Annotated in this window: 16 protein-coding genes; 6 read left to right on the top strand and 10 right to left on the bottom strand. The window is 46.1% G+C overall.

Annotated elements, in window-relative coordinates; translation table 11 throughout:
• Window positions 1-33: 33 nt before the first annotated feature.
• Window positions 34-492 (top strand): PhaM family polyhydroxyalkanoate granule multifunctional regulatory protein, encoded by a 459-nt coding sequence (locus VC188_RS00370; RefSeq protein ID WP_323482680.1) that lies wholly within the window; start codon window positions 34-36, stop codon window positions 490-492.
• On the opposite strand, the gene VC188_RS00365 is transcribed toward VC188_RS00370, so the two are convergent.
• The gene (locus tag VC188_RS00365; protein WP_323482679.1) at window positions 404-1,489 is read right to left on the bottom strand and encodes an MBL fold metallo-hydrolase; all 1,086 of its coding nucleotides are present in this window, start codon (window positions 1,487-1,489) and stop codon (window positions 404-406) included. The genes VC188_RS00370 and VC188_RS00365 overlap by 89 nt on opposite strands.
• 41 nt (window positions 1,490-1,530) lie before the next feature.
• Between VC188_RS00365 and VC188_RS00360 the strand changes: the two genes are divergently transcribed.
• Window positions 1,531-1,707 (top strand): DUF1289 domain-containing protein, encoded by a 177-nt coding sequence (locus tag VC188_RS00360; protein ID WP_072582634.1) that lies wholly within the window; start codon window positions 1,531-1,533, stop codon window positions 1,705-1,707.
• Window positions 1,708-1,727: 20 nt separating this feature from the next.
• On the opposite strand, the gene VC188_RS00355 is transcribed toward VC188_RS00360, so the two are convergent.
• The gene (locus VC188_RS00355; protein WP_323482678.1) at window positions 1,728-2,711 is read right to left on the bottom strand and encodes an MDR family oxidoreductase; all 984 of its coding nucleotides are present in this window, start codon (window positions 2,709-2,711) and stop codon (window positions 1,728-1,730) included.
• An 87-nt stretch (window positions 2,712-2,798) separates the two neighbouring features.
• Between VC188_RS00355 and VC188_RS00350 the strand changes: the two genes are divergently transcribed.
• Genes VC188_RS00350 through VC188_RS00340 form a run of 3 tightly spaced genes read left to right on the top strand, consistent with a single transcriptional unit; the run spans window position 2,799 to window position 4,297 of the window.
• Window positions 2,799-3,095 (top strand): hypothetical protein, encoded by a 297-nt coding sequence (locus VC188_RS00350; protein ID WP_323482677.1) that lies wholly within the window; start codon window positions 2,799-2,801, stop codon window positions 3,093-3,095.
• A gap of 10 nt (window positions 3,096-3,105) precedes the next feature.
• Complete coding sequence (locus VC188_RS00345) at window positions 3,106-3,606, top strand: flavin reductase family protein (RefSeq protein WP_323482676.1); 501 nt, start codon at window positions 3,106-3,108, stop codon at window positions 3,604-3,606.
• 28 nt (window positions 3,607-3,634) lie between these two features.
• Window positions 3,635-4,297: a glutathione S-transferase family protein gene (locus VC188_RS00340; RefSeq protein ID WP_215321136.1), complete on the top strand. Its 663-nt coding sequence runs from the start codon at window positions 3,635-3,637 to the stop codon at window positions 4,295-4,297.
• A gap of 18 nt (window positions 4,298-4,315) precedes the next feature.
• On the opposite strand, the gene VC188_RS00335 is transcribed toward VC188_RS00340, so the two are convergent.
• The 8 genes from VC188_RS00335 to VC188_RS00300 all read right to left on the bottom strand — a co-directional run bounded on the left by VC188_RS00335 (window position 4,316) and on the right by VC188_RS00300 (window position 15,858).
• Window positions 4,316-7,351 carry an efflux RND transporter permease subunit gene (locus tag VC188_RS00335; protein ID WP_215321137.1) on the bottom strand — a complete coding sequence of 1,012 codons (3,036 nt, stop codon included), beginning with the start codon at window positions 7,349-7,351 and terminating at the stop codon, window positions 4,316-4,318.
• Between the two features lie 7 nt (window positions 7,352-7,358).
• Entirely contained in the window at window positions 7,359-8,498 is a 1,140-nt protein-coding gene (locus VC188_RS00330) for an efflux RND transporter periplasmic adaptor subunit (protein ID WP_323482825.1), read from the bottom strand.
• A 169-nt stretch (window positions 8,499-8,667) separates the two neighbouring features.
• The gene (locus tag VC188_RS00325; RefSeq protein ID WP_323482675.1) at window positions 8,668-10,170 is read right to left on the bottom strand and encodes an efflux transporter outer membrane subunit; all 1,503 of its coding nucleotides are present in this window, start codon (window positions 10,168-10,170) and stop codon (window positions 8,668-8,670) included.
• A gap of 164 nt (window positions 10,171-10,334) precedes the next feature.
• A complete protein-coding gene (gene glmS / locus VC188_RS00320; protein WP_323482674.1) occupies window positions 10,335-12,167 on the bottom strand; it encodes a glutamine--fructose-6-phosphate transaminase (isomerizing) in 1,833 nt (610 codons plus the stop codon).
• Window positions 12,167-13,690 (bottom strand): bifunctional UDP-N-acetylglucosamine diphosphorylase/glucosamine-1-phosphate N-acetyltransferase GlmU, encoded by a 1,524-nt coding sequence (gene glmU, locus VC188_RS00315; RefSeq protein ID WP_323482673.1) that lies wholly within the window; start codon window positions 13,688-13,690, stop codon window positions 12,167-12,169. The genes glmS and glmU overlap by 1 nt, the downstream gene beginning before the upstream one ends.
• Window positions 13,687-14,595 (bottom strand): tRNA 2-thiocytidine(32) synthetase TtcA, encoded by a 909-nt coding sequence (ttcA, locus tag VC188_RS00310; protein WP_215321141.1) that lies wholly within the window; start codon window positions 14,593-14,595, stop codon window positions 13,687-13,689. Before ttcA ends, glmU begins: the two co-directional genes overlap by 4 nt.
• Window positions 14,596-14,618: 23 nt before the next feature.
• Entirely contained in the window at window positions 14,619-15,014 is a 396-nt protein-coding gene (locus tag VC188_RS00305) for a dihydroneopterin aldolase (protein ID WP_215321142.1), read from the bottom strand.
• A 22-nt stretch (window positions 15,015-15,036) separates the two neighbouring features.
• Window positions 15,037-15,858, bottom strand: coding sequence for an SDR family oxidoreductase (locus VC188_RS00300; RefSeq protein ID WP_323482672.1), 822 nt, complete (start codon window positions 15,856-15,858; stop codon window positions 15,037-15,039).
• Window positions 15,859-15,895: 37 nt separating this feature from the next.
• On the opposite strand from VC188_RS00300, the gene VC188_RS00295 reads away from it, so the two are divergent.
• A complete protein-coding gene (locus tag VC188_RS00295; protein ID WP_323482671.1) occupies window positions 15,896-17,071 on the top strand; it encodes a class I SAM-dependent methyltransferase in 1,176 nt (391 codons plus the stop codon).
• Window positions 17,072-17,077: the final 6 nt, after the last annotated feature.

The raw sequence follows: 17,077 nt of genomic DNA, 5'->3' as shown, positions 1-17,077 counted from the left end.
GAAAAGCCACTTTTCATTCACCCCGGAGCCCTTATGTTTGGAACCATTCCAGAATTCAATCAAAGCCTAGATATGTTTAAAACCATCTGGGGACAAGGCGCTGCAGGTCAGGCCGGACAGTTCCCCTTCACGGCAGACGCCTCTAAGGCTGCTGGCGGCTTTGCATCGGCTTTTCCTGGCTTGGATGTAGATGAGCTTGAAAAGCGCATCAAGGACCTGAAAAGCGTTGAAAACTGGCTCAATTTGAACCTCAACATCCTCAAATCAACTATTCAGGGTCTTGAAGTTCAGCATGCCACCATGATGGCGCTCAAATCCTTTGGTGATGCCGTCTCAGCGGCTGGCGCTGCAGCCAGCTCAACAAGCGCCCCAAAGGAAGAATCCAAGACTAAAACGACTAGCGCTAAACCACGGAAAACCGCAACACGCCGTCCTCGCAAAGCTGGCGACGCAACTTTCCTCGACGAAGTAGGTAATTCAGATGAGCAATAGCCTCACCCATTGCAAATGTGAGTTGATGAATATCTAATTCACGTTTAAACAAGACCGGCACAATCTCTCTGGCATGTGCCGGTTTTTTACATGCGGCCAAAGTATCCGCCAAGCGATCATCATGATGCGCTTTGAGTTGCGCAACACGCGGCCTAATTCCAGTAAATGGTTTGCCGTGTGAAGGAAGTACCAATGCATCCTCAGGCAATACTAAATATTTTTCAATAGAATCAAGATATAAGCCTAGCGGATCTGCATCTGGATCTGCATCATAGACACTTACATTGGTAGAGATGCGAGGCAACAACATGTCTCCAGAGATTAATACTCCAAGCTCTTTACAGAAGAGAGAAGCATGCTCTGGGGCGTGTCCATAACCCATGATGACTTGCCACGCACGACCACCAATTAAAATAGACTCGCCATCAATAATGCGACGATATTGACGCGGCACTCCAGGAACCATATTGCTGTAGTAATTGGAGCGCCCGCGAATTTTTTCTAAATCTTCTGAGCCCGTTAAACCATGTCTTTGAAAGTGATCTGCAGAACCGCCACTGCCAGCGCGTGAACCAACTGCAGCACCACCCTCTTTGCAACTTAACCATTGAGCAGTTAAGTAATCTGTCATGGAAATCCACATAGGGACCTTCCATTTTTCACAGAGCCATTGGGATAGACCCACATGGTCAGGATGCATATGCGTCACTATCACGCGCAAGACTGGTAAGCCTTCAAGCTGAGTAGCAAACACTTGCTCCCAAGAGTTTCTTGTCTCTTCATTAGCAATACCGCAGTCCACAATCGTCCAACCCGCAACGCCATCAATTTCATCGCGCAGCAGCCAAAGATTGATGTGATCTAAAGCAAAGGGCAGGCGCATTCTGATCCAGCGAACACCTGGCGCAACCTCTAAGCTGCTACCCACTTCCGGAAGATTGTCTCCTAAGGGATAATGAATTGCAGCTTCAGCACTTGCTTTGTTTTGAGTATTCATGGCTTAGTGTTATTGATTGATTTTTTACTTCTAGGTTTGCTTTGACAACAGTTCCATCGCCTTGCATTAATTGGTGTGACATTAATCCTGAAAATGGTTACTGTCGTGGCTGCTATCGTACCTTGACTGAAATTGCTGATTGGTCAGATCTCACGAATCCTGAGAAGCTTGAGGTTTGGACACAACTTCCAAGTCGCAAACCCCAAGCACCGCAGTAATACCAATCTTTACTTCTTTTTTATTTATTGACGTCGACAATCAAACGTCCACGTACGTTACCCGCCATTAATTCTTGCGCGTATTTGATTGACTCCTCAAGCGTGATCTCATGAGAGATTTCATCTAAGGTATTCAGATCCACTAACTTGCTCAATTGCTCATAGGCAGCAATGCGTTTTGCACGTGGCACAGTCACACTATTAATGCCGTACAAAGTAACGCCGCGCAAAATAAATGGTGCAACACTTGAAGGAAAATCCATGCCCTGAGCCAAGCCACAAGCAGCTACAGCACCATCGCTCTTGGTCTGTGCACAAGCATTAGCCAAAGTATGGCTACCTACGCTATCGACTACCGCAGCCCATCGTTCTTTTGCCAATGGCTTACCAGGAGCAGATAAAGTAGCACGATCAATTACTTCAGTTGCACCCAATTTCTTCAGGTAATCCGCTTCAGCCATACGGCCAGTGCTCGCGACAACAGTAAAACCTAGCTTGCTGAGAAGTGTGATGGCAAAGCTGCCAACGCCGCCTGCAGCACCAGTGACCAAAACCTCACCATCACTTGGCTTAAGCCCATGCTTTTGTAGTGCCATGACGCAGAGCATAGCGGTATAACCTGCGGTGCCAATGGCTAATGCTTGTTTAGCAGTAAATCCCTTGTGTAGCGGAATCAACCAATCGGCCTTCACACGAGCCTGCTGACCTAAGCCACCCCAATGCCCTTCCCCAACTCCCCAGCCGTTGAGAAGCACCATGTCGCCAGTCTTGAAGTCGGGGTTGGTACTCTCCATCACTTCACCGGCAAAATCGATGCCCGGCACCATTGGGAAGCTGCGAACCACCGGACCTTTGCCCGTGATAGCCAGGCCATCCTTGTAATTGAGGGTGGAATACAGGACCTTTACGCGAACATCTCCCTCTGGGAGGTTAGCCTCATCGACCTGGGCTAATTCTGCGCGATACCCTTGGTCATCCTTATTTACCAATATTGCTTTAAACATGTCTCTTCCTTTTAGAGCGAGGTATTTCCCCGCAGCAATTGCTTAATAGGTTTATCCTAACGAGCATTGCTGATTATGGAGGTTTCCATGAAAAAAATTCTACTATTAACTACGATTTCTGGCTTGGCGCTGTCTGGCTGCTATTCCACCCAAATTAATATGTCCATGGGCAATATGCGTCTGATCACCTCTAGCGCTGCACCGCAGGATGTCATGGATTTCGCCACTAAGACCTGTAAAGATGATTTTTATGAAGGCGCCAGCTTTCTGTCCAAGGCAGGCAAAGAATATCGCTTCAAGTGCGTAAAAGCTGAAGAGAATGAAGTTTTAAATCCCGTTCCCGGCACAACACTGACCGCTACAGCAAAAGCTGAAGCTAAATAAGTAAAGATTAATGACCCCATTTACTTCACAAGAGCTACGCAAAGGTTTCGCATCATTTGCAACTGGGGTCACTGTTATCACCTGCCTGGATGAGGAAAACAATTCTCACGGCATTACGATTAGCTCCTTCAACACTGTCTCACTCGAGCCACCACTCATTCTTTGGAGTCTCAAGAAGCATTCACGTCTAATGCCTTGGGTTGAGCTTGGCAAGAAACATCTGATTCATGTGCTAGAGCGCTCGCAAGAGAATCTGGCAATGCATTTCGCTACCGTGAAGACAGATCAATTCAAGGGAATTGATCACAAGCCAGCAGCTAGTGGACTAACGCAAATAGATCATTGCGTTGCTTACTATGAATGTGAAACTGTATGTGTTCATATAGGCGGCGATCACAACATCATTGTTGCCAAAGTAATTAACTTAAAAAATCATCCTGAACGAGAGCCGCTCATTTTTGCGCGCAGTCAGTTTGTTGGTCTCGATTTCACAGAAACTAAAGCTAGCTAATACCAATTCTTCTTTGTAAGGAAATGCCATGATGCGTTTATGGGGTCGCAAAAGTTCTATTAACGTTCAAAAAGTATTGTGGTGTCTTGCTGAGCTTGGACTAAAAGAAGGCAAAGACTTTGAGCGCATCGATGCTGGCCTACAATTTGGAATCAATAACACTCCAGAGTTTTTAAAACTCAATCCCAATGGCTTAGTACCGACGCTACAAGACGGTGCAATTGTGCTGTGGGAATCCAATACCATCATGCGCTACTTAAGCCATCAGCATGATCAAGCTGGGCGCTTTACAGCAGATATTAAGACTCATTACGAATCCGAGAAATGGATGGATTGGCAGTTGGGCACAATGTGGCCAGCGCTGCGCATAGCATTTCTGGGTCTTACTAGAACACCCGAGGTAGAACGTCAATACGAATCGATTCTCAAGGGATATCAAGAAACTAATCGGCTGCTTGGATTGCTAGATCAAACATTGTCTAAGCAAAGCTATTGCGCGGGTAATCAATTTCAGCCTGGAGATATTGTTTTAGCCCTTTGTGTCAGCCGTTGGATTCTTCTGAATCAAGCCTTCCCGCAGCAAACTGGCGAGCGTGCGCCTCTTAAGAATATCGATGCCTGGTTGCAGCGGCTAGAAATAGAAACCTACTTTAACGATATTGTTGAAAAAGAACTCAATATCGTTAAATAGTTTTTCTGTCTTTCATTTTTACTGCTGCTTAAATTTCTTGGCGTGGTGATCGGCACCAATAAATAAGTACATTGCCGGCACTACAAAGAGTGTGAACAGCGTACCAATTGATAGGCCAGTGAAAATCACAATGCCCATAGATTTGCGTCCTGCGGCACCCGCGCCAGAAGCAATCACCAAAGGCAATACGCCTAAAACCATTGCTGCAGTTGTCATCAAAATCGGGCGCAAACGAACGCTACTTGCTTCAACGATGGCATCGAGCTTACTGCGCCCTGCTTCCTGAAGTTCATTCGCAAACTCCACGATCAAAATACCGTGCTTACTAATCAAGCCCATGAGTGTGACTAGGCCAACTTGGGTATAGACGTTTAAGGTCGTGAACCCCAAATTAATAAATATCAAGGCGCCAAATAAGGCTAGCGGCACAGAAACCAAAATTACAATGGGATCGCGGAAACTTTCAAACTGTGCTGCAAGCACCAAGAACACAATCAGAATCGCAAAGAACATGGTAACTAAGAAGCCGCCAGATTCAGCCATAAATTGGCGTGACGGACCTGCGTAGTCCATGGTGTAACCATTAGGCGCAACCTCTTTCAGAGTCTGACGCATGTACTCCAATAAATCTGCTTGCGAAATAAATGGTGTGCTTACACCCGAGATCGTTGCTGAATTTAATTGCTGGAAGTGATTAATAGACTGCGGCACCACCCTTTGTTTAATCGTTGCGATAGTGCGCGCTTGAACCATCGCGCCACTTGGTGTACGTATGTAGTAATCCAATATTTGATCTGGATTGAGACGATCCACTTGCTTTACTTGTGGAATCACACGATAAGAGCGTCCGGCCACCGAGAAGTAATTCACATATCCACCTCCTAAAGCAGCAGATAAGGCTGAACCGACTTGTTGCTGAGTCATGCCTAGGGCAGCAACTTTTTCTCGATCAATCTCTAAAACATCTTGTGGCTTATCAATCTTGAGGTCAGAATCTACGAAGAAGAAATTGCCACTGCGGCGCGCTTTATCAAGTACTGCTTGTGAGACTTCATTTAACGCTGCATAAGACTCCGTTGTATTAATAACAACCTGTACAGGCAAGCCTTGAGCGCCAGGTAAGGCTGGAAACTGGAACGCAGCAACGCGCGCGCCTGCAATAGAGTTCCACTTTTGCTGCATATCTTCTTGGAACTTGGTTGCGTTACGACTGCGCTCACCCCAGTCTTTCAGCAAGATACCACCAAAGCTCGAAGTTGGGCTCGTGATCTGGAAAGCCTGTTCATATTCTGGTTCTGCAGCTGCAATTGCGTAAATTTGATCTGCATAAGTCTGCATTTGCGTCACCGTACTATTAGGGGGTCCTGATGCTTGCATCAAAACAATGCCCTGGTCTTCGGTTGGCGCTAATTCAGCACGCGCAGTTGAATATAAATAAGCTACGCCCCCCAGCAAGATGACTCCCATCACGATAATGACCTGCCAAGTGCTGAGCAAATCACGTAAAGTAGTTTGATAGCTGTGATGCACCTTCTCAAATATGCGATCAATCTTCTGCACAAAAGGTGACGCCTCTTGCTCCTCTGTGAAGATGCGAGAACACATCATGGGCGAGAGTGTTAAGGCAATTAATCCTGAAACAGCTACGGCACTAGCCAAAGTAAAGGCAAACTCAGTAAATAGCGCACCCGTCAAGCCACCCTGAAAGCCAATCGGGATATACACCGCAATCAGTACCACTGTCATTGCCAAAATAGGTCCGCCTAATTCGCGGGCAGCAATTAAAGATGCCTCTAGCGGTGACTTACCTTCTTTCATGTGGCGGTCAACGTTTTCCACCACGATGATGGCGTCGTCCACCACTAATCCAATTGCCAACACTAAAGCCAATAGGGTAAGCAAATTAATCGAGTAGCCCAGCACTTGCATGAGGAAGAAAGTACCAATGAGCGATAAAGGCATTGCAATCACTGGAACAGCAACCGCACGAGCACTACCCAAGAAGAGGTAGATCACCACAGTCACAATCACCAAGGCCTCTATTAAGGTGGACACTACCTCATCAATAGAGCTGGTAATAAATTTAGTAGAGTCGTAAACAATCTTGCCTGTCATGCCAATGGGTAATTGCTTCTGAATATCTGGTACGACATCGCGGACCCTTTGTGCCACGTCTAACAGGTTGGCCTGCGGCGCAACCTTAATAGCAATAAACACTGACCTCTTACCGCTAAAGGCAACGTTCGTGTTGTAGTCCTCAGACCCCATGGTGACATTAGCCACCTGGTCTAAATACACAATATTCACGCCATCTTTTTTAATGACTAACTTGCGAAACTCATCCAGAGTATGTAAGTCGGTACCGGCAACCAAGTCAACCGAGACCATCTCGCCTTTAGTGCTTCCAACTGCTGATAAATAGTTGTTGGCTGACATGGCGTTATACACATCATCGGCGCCCACACCAAGACCGGCCATCTTCTCTCGATCCAACCAGGCGCGTAAGGCGAATTTACGTCCGCCAGTGATCTCTGCATTCTGAACCCCTTCAACAGAATCCAGCTTTGGCTTTACAACTCGCAGTAGATAGTCGGTGATAGCATTGTTGGGGATGTCATCGCTATAGAAACCCATGTACATTGCGGCAGTAGATTGCCCTACCTGCACTGTCAAAATAGGTTGTTGCGCCTGTGGTGGCAACTGATTCTTTACCGCACTAATTTGAGTCTGTATCTGCGTTAATGCCGCGTTTGAGTCATAGTTCAGTTTGAGCGTTGCAGTAATGGTGGAGACTCCACTCACGCTGGCAGAAGATAAGTAATCAATCCCTTGCGCCTGAGCTATAGATGCCTCAAGAGGCTGAGTAATAAAGCCTGCAATCGTTTCAGGATCGGCACCATAGTAGGCCGTAGTGATGGTCACAATCGCATTTTGCGTTTGCGGATATTGATTTACAGGTAAAGAGCCAATTGCCTTCAAACCAAAAATCAATACAAGAGCGCTCACCACCATGGAGAGCACTGGCCTACGGATGAATATGTCAGTCCAATTCATCTGCTATTTATTCCTGCGGCTTTGGATCGGGTGAGTTAGCTGGCTGCAATTTGTTGTTAATAATCAACGGCGTGCCATTCTTGAGTTTGAGCTGGCCACTAGTAACCACCGTTGCGCCTTCATCAACACCCTTCAAAATAGCCACTTGATCACCACGAGTTAATCCAGTCGTTACAAATACCTGTTGTGCCTCAAGGGCTGGATTGCCTTGCTTATCTTTCTTGCCGGTAGGTTTAGCAATAAAGATGGTCGAGCCATATGGGTTATAAGTAACTGCTGTCTGAGGCAGGGTCAGGTATTTCACTTGATCACCTAGCTTGATATTCACATTAGCAAACATGCCCGGCAAAATTTTCTTATCCGGATTAGCGAGTTGCGCCTCCACTTGAATATTGCGTGTATTGGTATCGACCTTTGGACTAACAGCAGTAATCTTGCCTGTGAAGCTTGCATCCTTAAATGCATCGGTAGTCACCTCAACCTCTTGGCCAACCTGAATGAGTTCGGCATTGTTTTGCGGTAAGTTGAAATCTACAAAAATAGGATCCAAGGTTTGTAGCGTTAGTAACTTATCGCCAGGGTTTACATACTGCCCTGGATTGATAGAAACAATACCTACACGACCACTAAATGGCGCTTTGAGGTTTTTCTTGGCTACTAAAGCAGTTTGTTGCTCAACCTGCGCTTGTTTTGATTTGGAATCAGCAGCGCTCGTATCAAATACGTTCTTACTAATTGCCTGAATTGCTAACTGCTGTCTATCTCGCTCATTAATGACTTTAGCTAGATCAGCCATTGCTTTTAAAGAATTCAGCTGAGCTACATCAGATGCATCGTTTAATTTAATGAGGAGTTCCCCCTCTTTAACGTCTTGACCTGACTTAATGGGTACAGTCTGCACTAAGCCGCCAATCTCAGTGCTGAGCTCAACACCCCTAAATGCACGGACATTACCTACGCTGGTTAATTTAGGCTGCCATTCTGCATTTGTAATCACCAGGGTGGATACCGTTGCAGGAGGCAATCCCATGCCCGCAATGAAATGCTTAATCATGAAAGTCTTCAGCTGATTGAAAGCGAAGATCAGGCCCAATAATAAAAATACAGCGCAAAGCATGATGGTCATACGACGTTGCAAGGGCTCCATTGCCATGAGCTTTTCATGAGCCTTGGTACCGCGCCATTTTTGACCCATGCTCGCCCAAAAGGCCCTGGTCTTTTCCCACAGAGCAATTGCTCTCTCACGTAATTTCCATTCAATTGCTTTACGTTGCGTCCATGCCCACAAGGCAAGAACCAAAGCAACGATCTTGTTCTTAATTTGTTCCAGAAGTTTCATTTTGATCTTTGTTCGCTATGTCTTTTGGTTTAAAAGCAGGGCCTTCACGATTCCACCAGCCGCCACCTAATGCTGCAAATAAAGCTGCCGTATCTGAGAAGCGAGTTGCTTGTGCTGCAACAGATTTCACTTTTGCTTGCTGATACTGATTTTGGTAATAGAGCACTGCTAAATAACTGGCTGTACCGAGTTTGTACTGTTGCTGCACTAAGTCCAGAGTTTCGTAGGCATAACGCTCTGCATCTGAAGCTGCCTTGAGTGCCTGTGCACCAGTCTCTAGTGCGCGTAATGCATTGGCTACTTCTTGGAATGCATTTAAGACGGTTGCTTGATATTGAAATGCTGCTAGCTCGTAGTTCGCAATCGCGCCACGACGTTGCGCCAGCAAAGCACCACCCTGAAATAAAGGCTGCAAGATGCCGCCACCCAAACTCCATAAGGCAGAGTTCGGCCCAAACAGCCCACTAGATGTCAGCGCGGCCGCACCAATAGATCCCGTGATATTAAATTGCGGCAATAAATTGGCAGTTGCAACACCCACGAAAGCATTCTGCGCTTTTAACTGGGCTTCGGCTGCCCGCACATCAGGGCGCTGACGCACTAAGCTAGATGGGACCGATAGAGGCAGCTTCTCTGGCAAATGCAAATTAGCCAAATCAAACTTTGCAATATTGGCGTTGCTCGGAATCTCTCCCACTAATACTGCCAATTGATTGCGTGCAAATGCGAGATTTCTTTCGTAGTTAAAGAGATCCACTTGAGAGTTCGATACCAAGGTACGCTGTGAAGTGACGTCTACTCTAGAAACCGTACCAATGATTAACTGCTTTTCAGTGACTTCAGCAAGATTCGTTTGAGCCTTCAGAATTTCTTCTGTGGCCTGCATTTGTGCACGAAGCGCAGCCTCTTTAACGGCGCTTGTTACTACGTTAGCCGTTAACGAAAGATAAGCGCCCTCTAATTGAAACTGTGCAACTTCTGCTTGCGCGCGCGCACCTTCAACCGCTCTCCGAGCTCCGCCAAACACATCTAACTTGTAAGTCACATTAACTGTGGCGTTGTAGAGGTTATAAGTATCAGAACCGTAGTTCATGCCATATACGGCTGAAGGTTGTTTCTGTCTTATGGCATTTGCACCAACACCAATCGCTGGAAAGTATTGGCCGCCAATCTGTGCGTTGACATTTTCTTGCGCAGCACGCAATGCTGCGTCTGCTGCACCTAAATTTGGATTTTGCTCAAGCGCTCTTTTAATCAGCGCATCAAGCTCAGGAGATTTATAAAGCCCCCACCATTGCGCCCCTATATCTGCACCTTCAACAAACTCTTGATCTGTACCACCTGGCACACCAGGCGCAGTAGCGAGCTTCTTAGCTAGAGGGGTTTCAGTATAGGAAGATGTGTTGGGCGCCTCGGGTTGCTTAAAGTCTGGACCGACCGCGCATGCAGAGAGAGCTAGCGCACAAATTAGCGGAAGCAATTTCAAACCTGAAAGATGGGGTATCGACAGAAACATAAGTTACAACAAATATCCTCTTTTACAAGGGTTATTTGACCACAGAAATGCAATCAGAGCTTCGTAAAGCCCTGATTTATCTACTGAATTTTGTCCACAACTTTAGATGAAAGTCAAACAATCGAAAATTATTCGACCGTAACACTCTTTGCAAGGTTTCTGGGTTTATCAACATCAGTGCCGCGTACACAGGCTGTGTGATAAGCCAATAGCTGCAGGGGAACTACATGAAGGATAGGCGAGAGATTGCCGTAGTGCTCTGGCAATCGAATGACATGAATGCCATCGCCATTAACAATCTCAGTATCTTGATCGGCGAATACATAGAGCATGCCACCACGCGCTTTGACTTCCTGCATATTAGACTTTAACTTTTCAAGCAACTCGTCTTTAGGTGCAACCGTTACCACCGGCATCTTGTCTGTAACTAGAGCAAGCGGCCCATGCTTTAACTCACCTGCTGGATATGCCTCAGCATGAATATAAGAAATTTCTTTGAGCTTCAGTGCACCCTCAAGCGCAATTGGATAGTGCATTCCACGACCAAGGAATAATGCATTTTCACACTTAGAAAAAGCATCGCTCCAGGCAATGATTTGTGGCTCAAGCGCCAGTACTGCATGCAATGCTTTTGGCAGGTGACGCAATTCACGCAGGAGCTCTTTCTCTTTTTCTGGAGAAATTCTGCCATCGCGCTTAGCAATGGAAACCGCCAAGAGATAAAGCGCTAAAAGCTGCGTAGTAAATGCCTTTGTTGAGGCCACTCCAATTTCAGCACCAGCCTTGGTCAAGAAATGCCAATCGGTTTCACGGACCATGGCGCTACTAGCTACATTACAAATAGCCAATGTAAAGCGGTGACCCAAACTCTTAGCATGACGCAATGCCGCCAAGGTATCTGCTGTCTCACCAGATTGCGAAACTACCACAATGAGTGTTTTTGGGTTGGGCACAGTGGTGCGATAGCGATACTCACTAGCAATTTCTACTTGCGTTGGAATACCAGCTATATCTTCTAGCCAATATTTAGCAACACATGCGGAGTAATAACTTGTGCCACATGCCAATATTAAAATCTGCTCAAAAGCTTTCCAATCTTCTGGCTTTGCTTCAAATAGCCCAGGACCAAAGTCAGCGATATTGGCAAGCGTGTCGCCAATTGCTCTAGGCTGCTCAAAGATTTCTTTTTGCATGTAATGCTGATAAGGGCCAAGATCAACTGAGTCAGCTTGAGCAGGCATAGGCTTCAGCTCTCTTTGAGCGCCCTTACCAGCTTGATCAATTACCTCAACGGAATCTGCCTTAAGCACGGCGACATCACCCTCTTCCAGATACATCATGGAATGAGCACGTCCTGCTAAAGCCAAAGCATCAGAGGCTAAGAAGTGCTCATGGTCGCCAATAGCAACCACTAGAGGGGATCCAACGCGAGCGCCTACTAAAGTGCTTGGATTATCTTGTGCGATCACACCAATAGCGTATGCACCATGCAACTGAGGAAGCACTGCTCTTACTGATGCCGCAATATCCTTTTGACCACTAGCGACATATTGCTGGTGAATTAAATGGGCGATAACTTCGGTATCTGTTTCAGAGGTAAACACATATCCAGCAGCTTTTAAATCTGAACGCAGAACTTCATAGTTCTCAATAATGCCGTTATGTACGACAGCAATTAAGTCATTTGAAGTATGTGGGTGTGCATTTTGGGTATCTGGCTTGCCATGGGTAGCCCAACGTGTGTGTGCAATACCCAGGGTGCCGAAAAAATCTTTACCTTGCTCACCTAATTCAGAAACACGTGCGGTAGTTCGAGCTCTTTCGATGGGGTGCTTGGCATCCTCGCCATTAATGACCGCAAAACCACAAGAGTCATAACCACGGTACTCTAGGCGACGTAAACCCTCAACCAAAACATCAACAATATTTTTATGGGAGGCCGCGCCAACAATACCGCACATTATTTTTTACCCTTTGCAGTTTTTTTAACCGTCTTCTTGACGGGCTTATCCACAGCCGTCTTTACTGCTGATTTTTTAGAGGTTGCTTTCTTGATGGCAACTTTTTTCACTGGTTTCTTTTCTTGCTTTACAGGGCGTTGCCACTGTAAGGAAATTTGTTTTGCTCTGGATACTGTAAGCTGATTGGCAGGCGCATCTTTAGTCAAGGTTGTTCCTGCGCCCAATGTGGCACCACGGCCAACACGCACTGGTGCAACCAACTGAGTATCAGAGCCAATGAAGACATCATCTTCAATAATGGTCTGGTGTTTGTTAACGCCATCGTAGTTACAAGTAATGGTGCCAGCACCAATATTGACTCGTGAACCAACAATGGAGTCACCAACATAAGCTAAATGATTAGCCTTGCTATTGGCTGCAATTTTGCTGTTCTTCACTTCCACAAAATTACCAATATGCACATCATTTGATAAATCTGCGCCAGGACGCAAACGAGCATAGGGGCCAATCAATGATTGATTGCCGACTCTTGCGCCGTCCACATGGCTATATGCATGAATAGCTACACCTTTGCCGATCACGCTATTGCGAATAACGCAATATGGCCCCACCTTCGTACCAGTATCTAGAGTGACACAACCTTCAAATACGCACCCCACGTCAATTGATACATCAGTGCCGCACTCTAAGGTACCGCGCACATCAATACGTGCAGGGTCAGCAAGCGATACGCCAGCATCCATTAATTGATGGGCAATATTGAGTTGATGCACACGCTCTAATGCGGCGAGTTGATCACGACTATTGACACCAATCGTTTCAAACTCATCATCAGCTTGCGTTGTGCGAATCGGCACGCCATCTTTAACAGCCATGGCAATCACGTCAGTCAAGTAGTACTCGCCCTGTGCATTGCTGGCGCGTAAAGACTTGAGCCACTTCTTTAATGAGTTCGTTGGCAATACCATGATGCCGGTATTAATTTCTTGAATCGATTTTTGTGCAGGCGTCGCATCCTTCTCTTCGATGATCTCTTTCACAGAACCATCTGCATCACGAACAATCCGGCCGTATCCAGTTGGATTGGCAAGGTTTTGAGTTAGGAGCGCGAGTGCACTGTCTTGACCGCGAACACCATCAGCTAACTTCGCTAATTTGGCTAGTGTCTTTTTTGTAGTGAGGGGAACATCGCCATATAAAACTAAAGTTGGCTCTTGAACATCTAATTTAGGCAAGGCTTGCAATAGCGCATGACCCGTTCCTTTTTGTTCAGCTTGCAGCGCAGTGCTTACTTTGTCAAAGCTTGGGTCTTCCTTGCTTGTGTTTAGCAAGAATGTTTTTACATCTGCTGCGCCATGACCAATCACTACAACGGGGCCAGATTTAGACTTCTTGTCTTGTAGTGAAAGCGCGGTATTGAGAACGTGTTGGAGCAGGGGCTTGCCTGCGAGAATTTGCAGGACCTTGGGCAGCGCGGATTTCATCCGCTTTCCTTGCCCAGCAGCCAAAATGACGATATTCATAAAGGGGGATTATAAGTCCCCTGAATCATGGTTCCACAGGCTAATTCATCCAATTCGGCCTCATCAATTGCCCTGTCGCCAGAAGATCTAGCAGCAATACCCGCTAACTCGGTGGAAATCTCCAGATTTTTGAAATCAAAAGCTTCGCCATCCATCAAATGGGAGGGGACAATGTGATGCATAGAGCGAAATAAGTTCTCTACCCGTCCTGGATGCTTTTTTTCCCAATCGCGCAGCATTTCTTTCATGACCTGACGCTGCAAATTAGGCTGACTTCCACATAAATCACACGGAATAATCGGGAAGTTCATGTCTGCCGCATAACGTTCAAGCAGTTTCTCGGGGACATATGCCAAGGGGCGAATCACTATATGTTTGCCATCATCTGAGCGCAACTTGGGCGGCATCCCTTTTAGCTTGCCCGCATAAAACATATTGAGCATCAAAGTTTCTAGAATGTCATCACGATGATGACCTAAAGCAATCTTCGTTGCGCCCAACTCATCCGCCACACGATACAAAATGCCACGACGCAAGCGTGAGCACAATCCACAAGTGGTTTTACCCTCTGGAATAACGCGCTTCACAATGCTGTAAGTATCTTGTTCTTCAATGTGATACTGAACACCTAAACTCTTCAAATAATTGGGCAAGATTTCAGCGGGGAAATTAGGCTGCTTCTGATCTAAGTTCACTGCAATAATTTCAAAATTGATCGGTGCGCGCTCTCGCAACTTCATCAGGATATCGAGCATGGCATAGCTATCTTTGCCACCCGATACACACACCATCACTTTGTCGCCCTCTTCAATCATGCCAAAGTCGCCAATGGCCTGACCTACCAAGCGACAGAGTTTTTTCTCTAGCTTATTTTCTTCGAAGACCACTTTACGAATATCGCCCATAAGAGTTCTTTTCTAAATTCTATTTAAGAAGTCTTGATACGAAATACTTCAACACCCACAGAGTGGCAATCAGGATAGACATCCGGCTTAGCAGTGCTCACACGCGCAGCCAACACCTTTGGGTGTAACAACATTGCCGTCACGATGTCATCGCAAAAGGTTTCCTGTAAATGAATATGCCCCTGAAAGGCCCGAGCCTTAATAGTTTCACGCATGAAGTCGTAATCGACCACCTCATCCAACTGATCATTGGTTGGCGTATTCATTTCAAGGGGAATATATAAGTCCACATTGAGTATGACGCGCTGCTCTGCTTTTTTCTCAAAGTCATGAACTCCGATGTTGATATAAATCTCATAGTCCCGGAGAAATAAACGGCGACAGTCGACAAGGGCGGGATGAGAAAGAATAGCGTGCATGTATATTTGCTTTTTAAAATACTTAATTAGTTTTGAACATCACATCACGTGATGATGGCAATAAATGTTGCCCGCCGTCTACATATAAGGTAGTTCCGGTGATGGCACTAGAGTCAGCCAAAAATACGGCTGCCTTTGCAATATCTGCAGGCGATGAGGATCTACCTAGCGGCGTCATTTGATGGGCCTTGGAAAAACCATCCATTGTTTGATCACCTGATGGCAAAGAGATTCCGGGCGCTAATCCAACGACTCTTAGATGAGGCGCAAAATCCATTGCCAATAATTCAACGGAAGAAAGTAACGCTGCTTTAGACAATGTGTAAGACAAATAATCTGGATTAGGGTTAATCAACTTTTGATCTAGCAATTGAATTACTACTGGAATCAATGCTGAGATCGTATCGGATGTATTTGGCTTACTTTTTTGAAACTCAAACATCATCTGAGACAACAAAATTGGTGTAGTCAAATTGACTTGCATATGGTCTTGCAAACTTTTCCCACTTAACGGGGTGCTGGAGTTGGCGCGGTCATATTCAAAGATAGACGCGCTATTTACTAAGCAGGCCAAATTAGGGAATATCTTGCTGACAGCCAAAAAAAGATTTTTAGTGGCAGCCTCATCAGCCAAGTCCGCCTGGAAAGCTTGGGCTTTCACACCCATCATTTCGATTTCTCTGATGGTTTCTTGGGCCTCTTGCTCAGATCGCCCATAATGAACGGCAACATCCCAGCCCTGACGGGCAAACTGCAAGGCAATTTCTCGACCCAGGCGCTTGGCGGCGCCAGTCACTAAAACTGCTTTTCCTTGCTGGGATGGGGGCGTTGAACTAGGGTTCAATTAAATTCTCTTAGACTAGCGAGCTATGGATATTACCTTGACCAGCCTTGAAACGGAGCATAGTGCACTTCTAAAGGCCCAAATAGCCCCTCAAATCGCCTTACAGGGCGGCTGGCTGACATTCTCTCGCTATATGGAGATGGCTTTATATGAGCCCGGCATGGGCTATTACAGCGCTGGCGCTCACAAATTAGGTGCCGGCGGCGATTTCACTACTGCCCCTGAATTAAGCCCTCTCTTTGGCGCAGCCATTTGCTCCACTCTCCTACCGGTACTTGAGGGACTCAAGGAAAAAGGCCTTCCCACTCAAATCTTGGAGTTTGGCGCTGGGACAGGAAATCTTGCTACCTCAATACTGACCCGCCTCAATGATCTTGGCTTTCATTTGGATCGTTACGACATTATCGAAATTTCACCAGACTTAGCACAGCGCCAACAAGAAAGAATTAGAAATACTGTTGGACAACTTCATCTTAAGACCCAATGCAATTGGTTAACGGAGTTACCCGAAAATTTCAAAGGCATCATTCTGGCCAACGAAGTGATTGATGCGATTCCTTGTGATGCCATCATTTATCAAAATGGATTTTGGTATTGGTACGGTGTTGCATTTGAGAATGACAAACTGATCTGGAAAGTAGGCCCTCCAGTCGAACAACAATTACTTCCTGAAAGCCTTCTCAGCGGCAACTTCTCTGAAGGTTATGTCACCGAACTACACGCGCCAGCAAATGCATGGATGCAACAAGTTGCAAAACATTTAGATGCTGGCCTATTCCTCACGTTTGACTATGGATTTCCTGAGAGCGAGTACTATCACCCGCAAAGGCTTGAGGGCACCCTCATGGCCCATCATCGCCACCATGCAATTCAAGATCCATTTCATCTACCTGGTCTTTGCGATTTAACAACGCACGTTGAATGGTCCCAAATTGCTCGTAGCGCGTTGGCTGAAAATGTGGATGATGTATACCTTACCAACCAGGCTGCGTATCTATTAGATGCTGGCATTGGTGACATTGCTTTAGAAATTGGCGACCCAAGTGATCCAGAAACCTTCCTGCCGATCTCCAATTCTTTGCAAAAATTATTGTCTGAAGCAGAGATGGGCGAACTCTTTAAAGCTTTTGCATTTTCAAAGAAATTAGAAAGTTTGCTACCGGGATATGTACTCGAAGATCTGCCGGGCCTACGCGGCAGAAATAGGCTGTAGGCGCTC

Source organism: Polynucleobacter sp. MG-28-Ekke-A2 (assembly GCF_035012985.1).
Classification (GTDB): Bacteria; Pseudomonadota; Gammaproteobacteria; order Burkholderiales; family Burkholderiaceae; genus Polynucleobacter.
The sequence above is the reverse complement of the archived record's forward strand: the minus strand, read 5'-3'. Positions and strand labels throughout refer to the sequence as shown.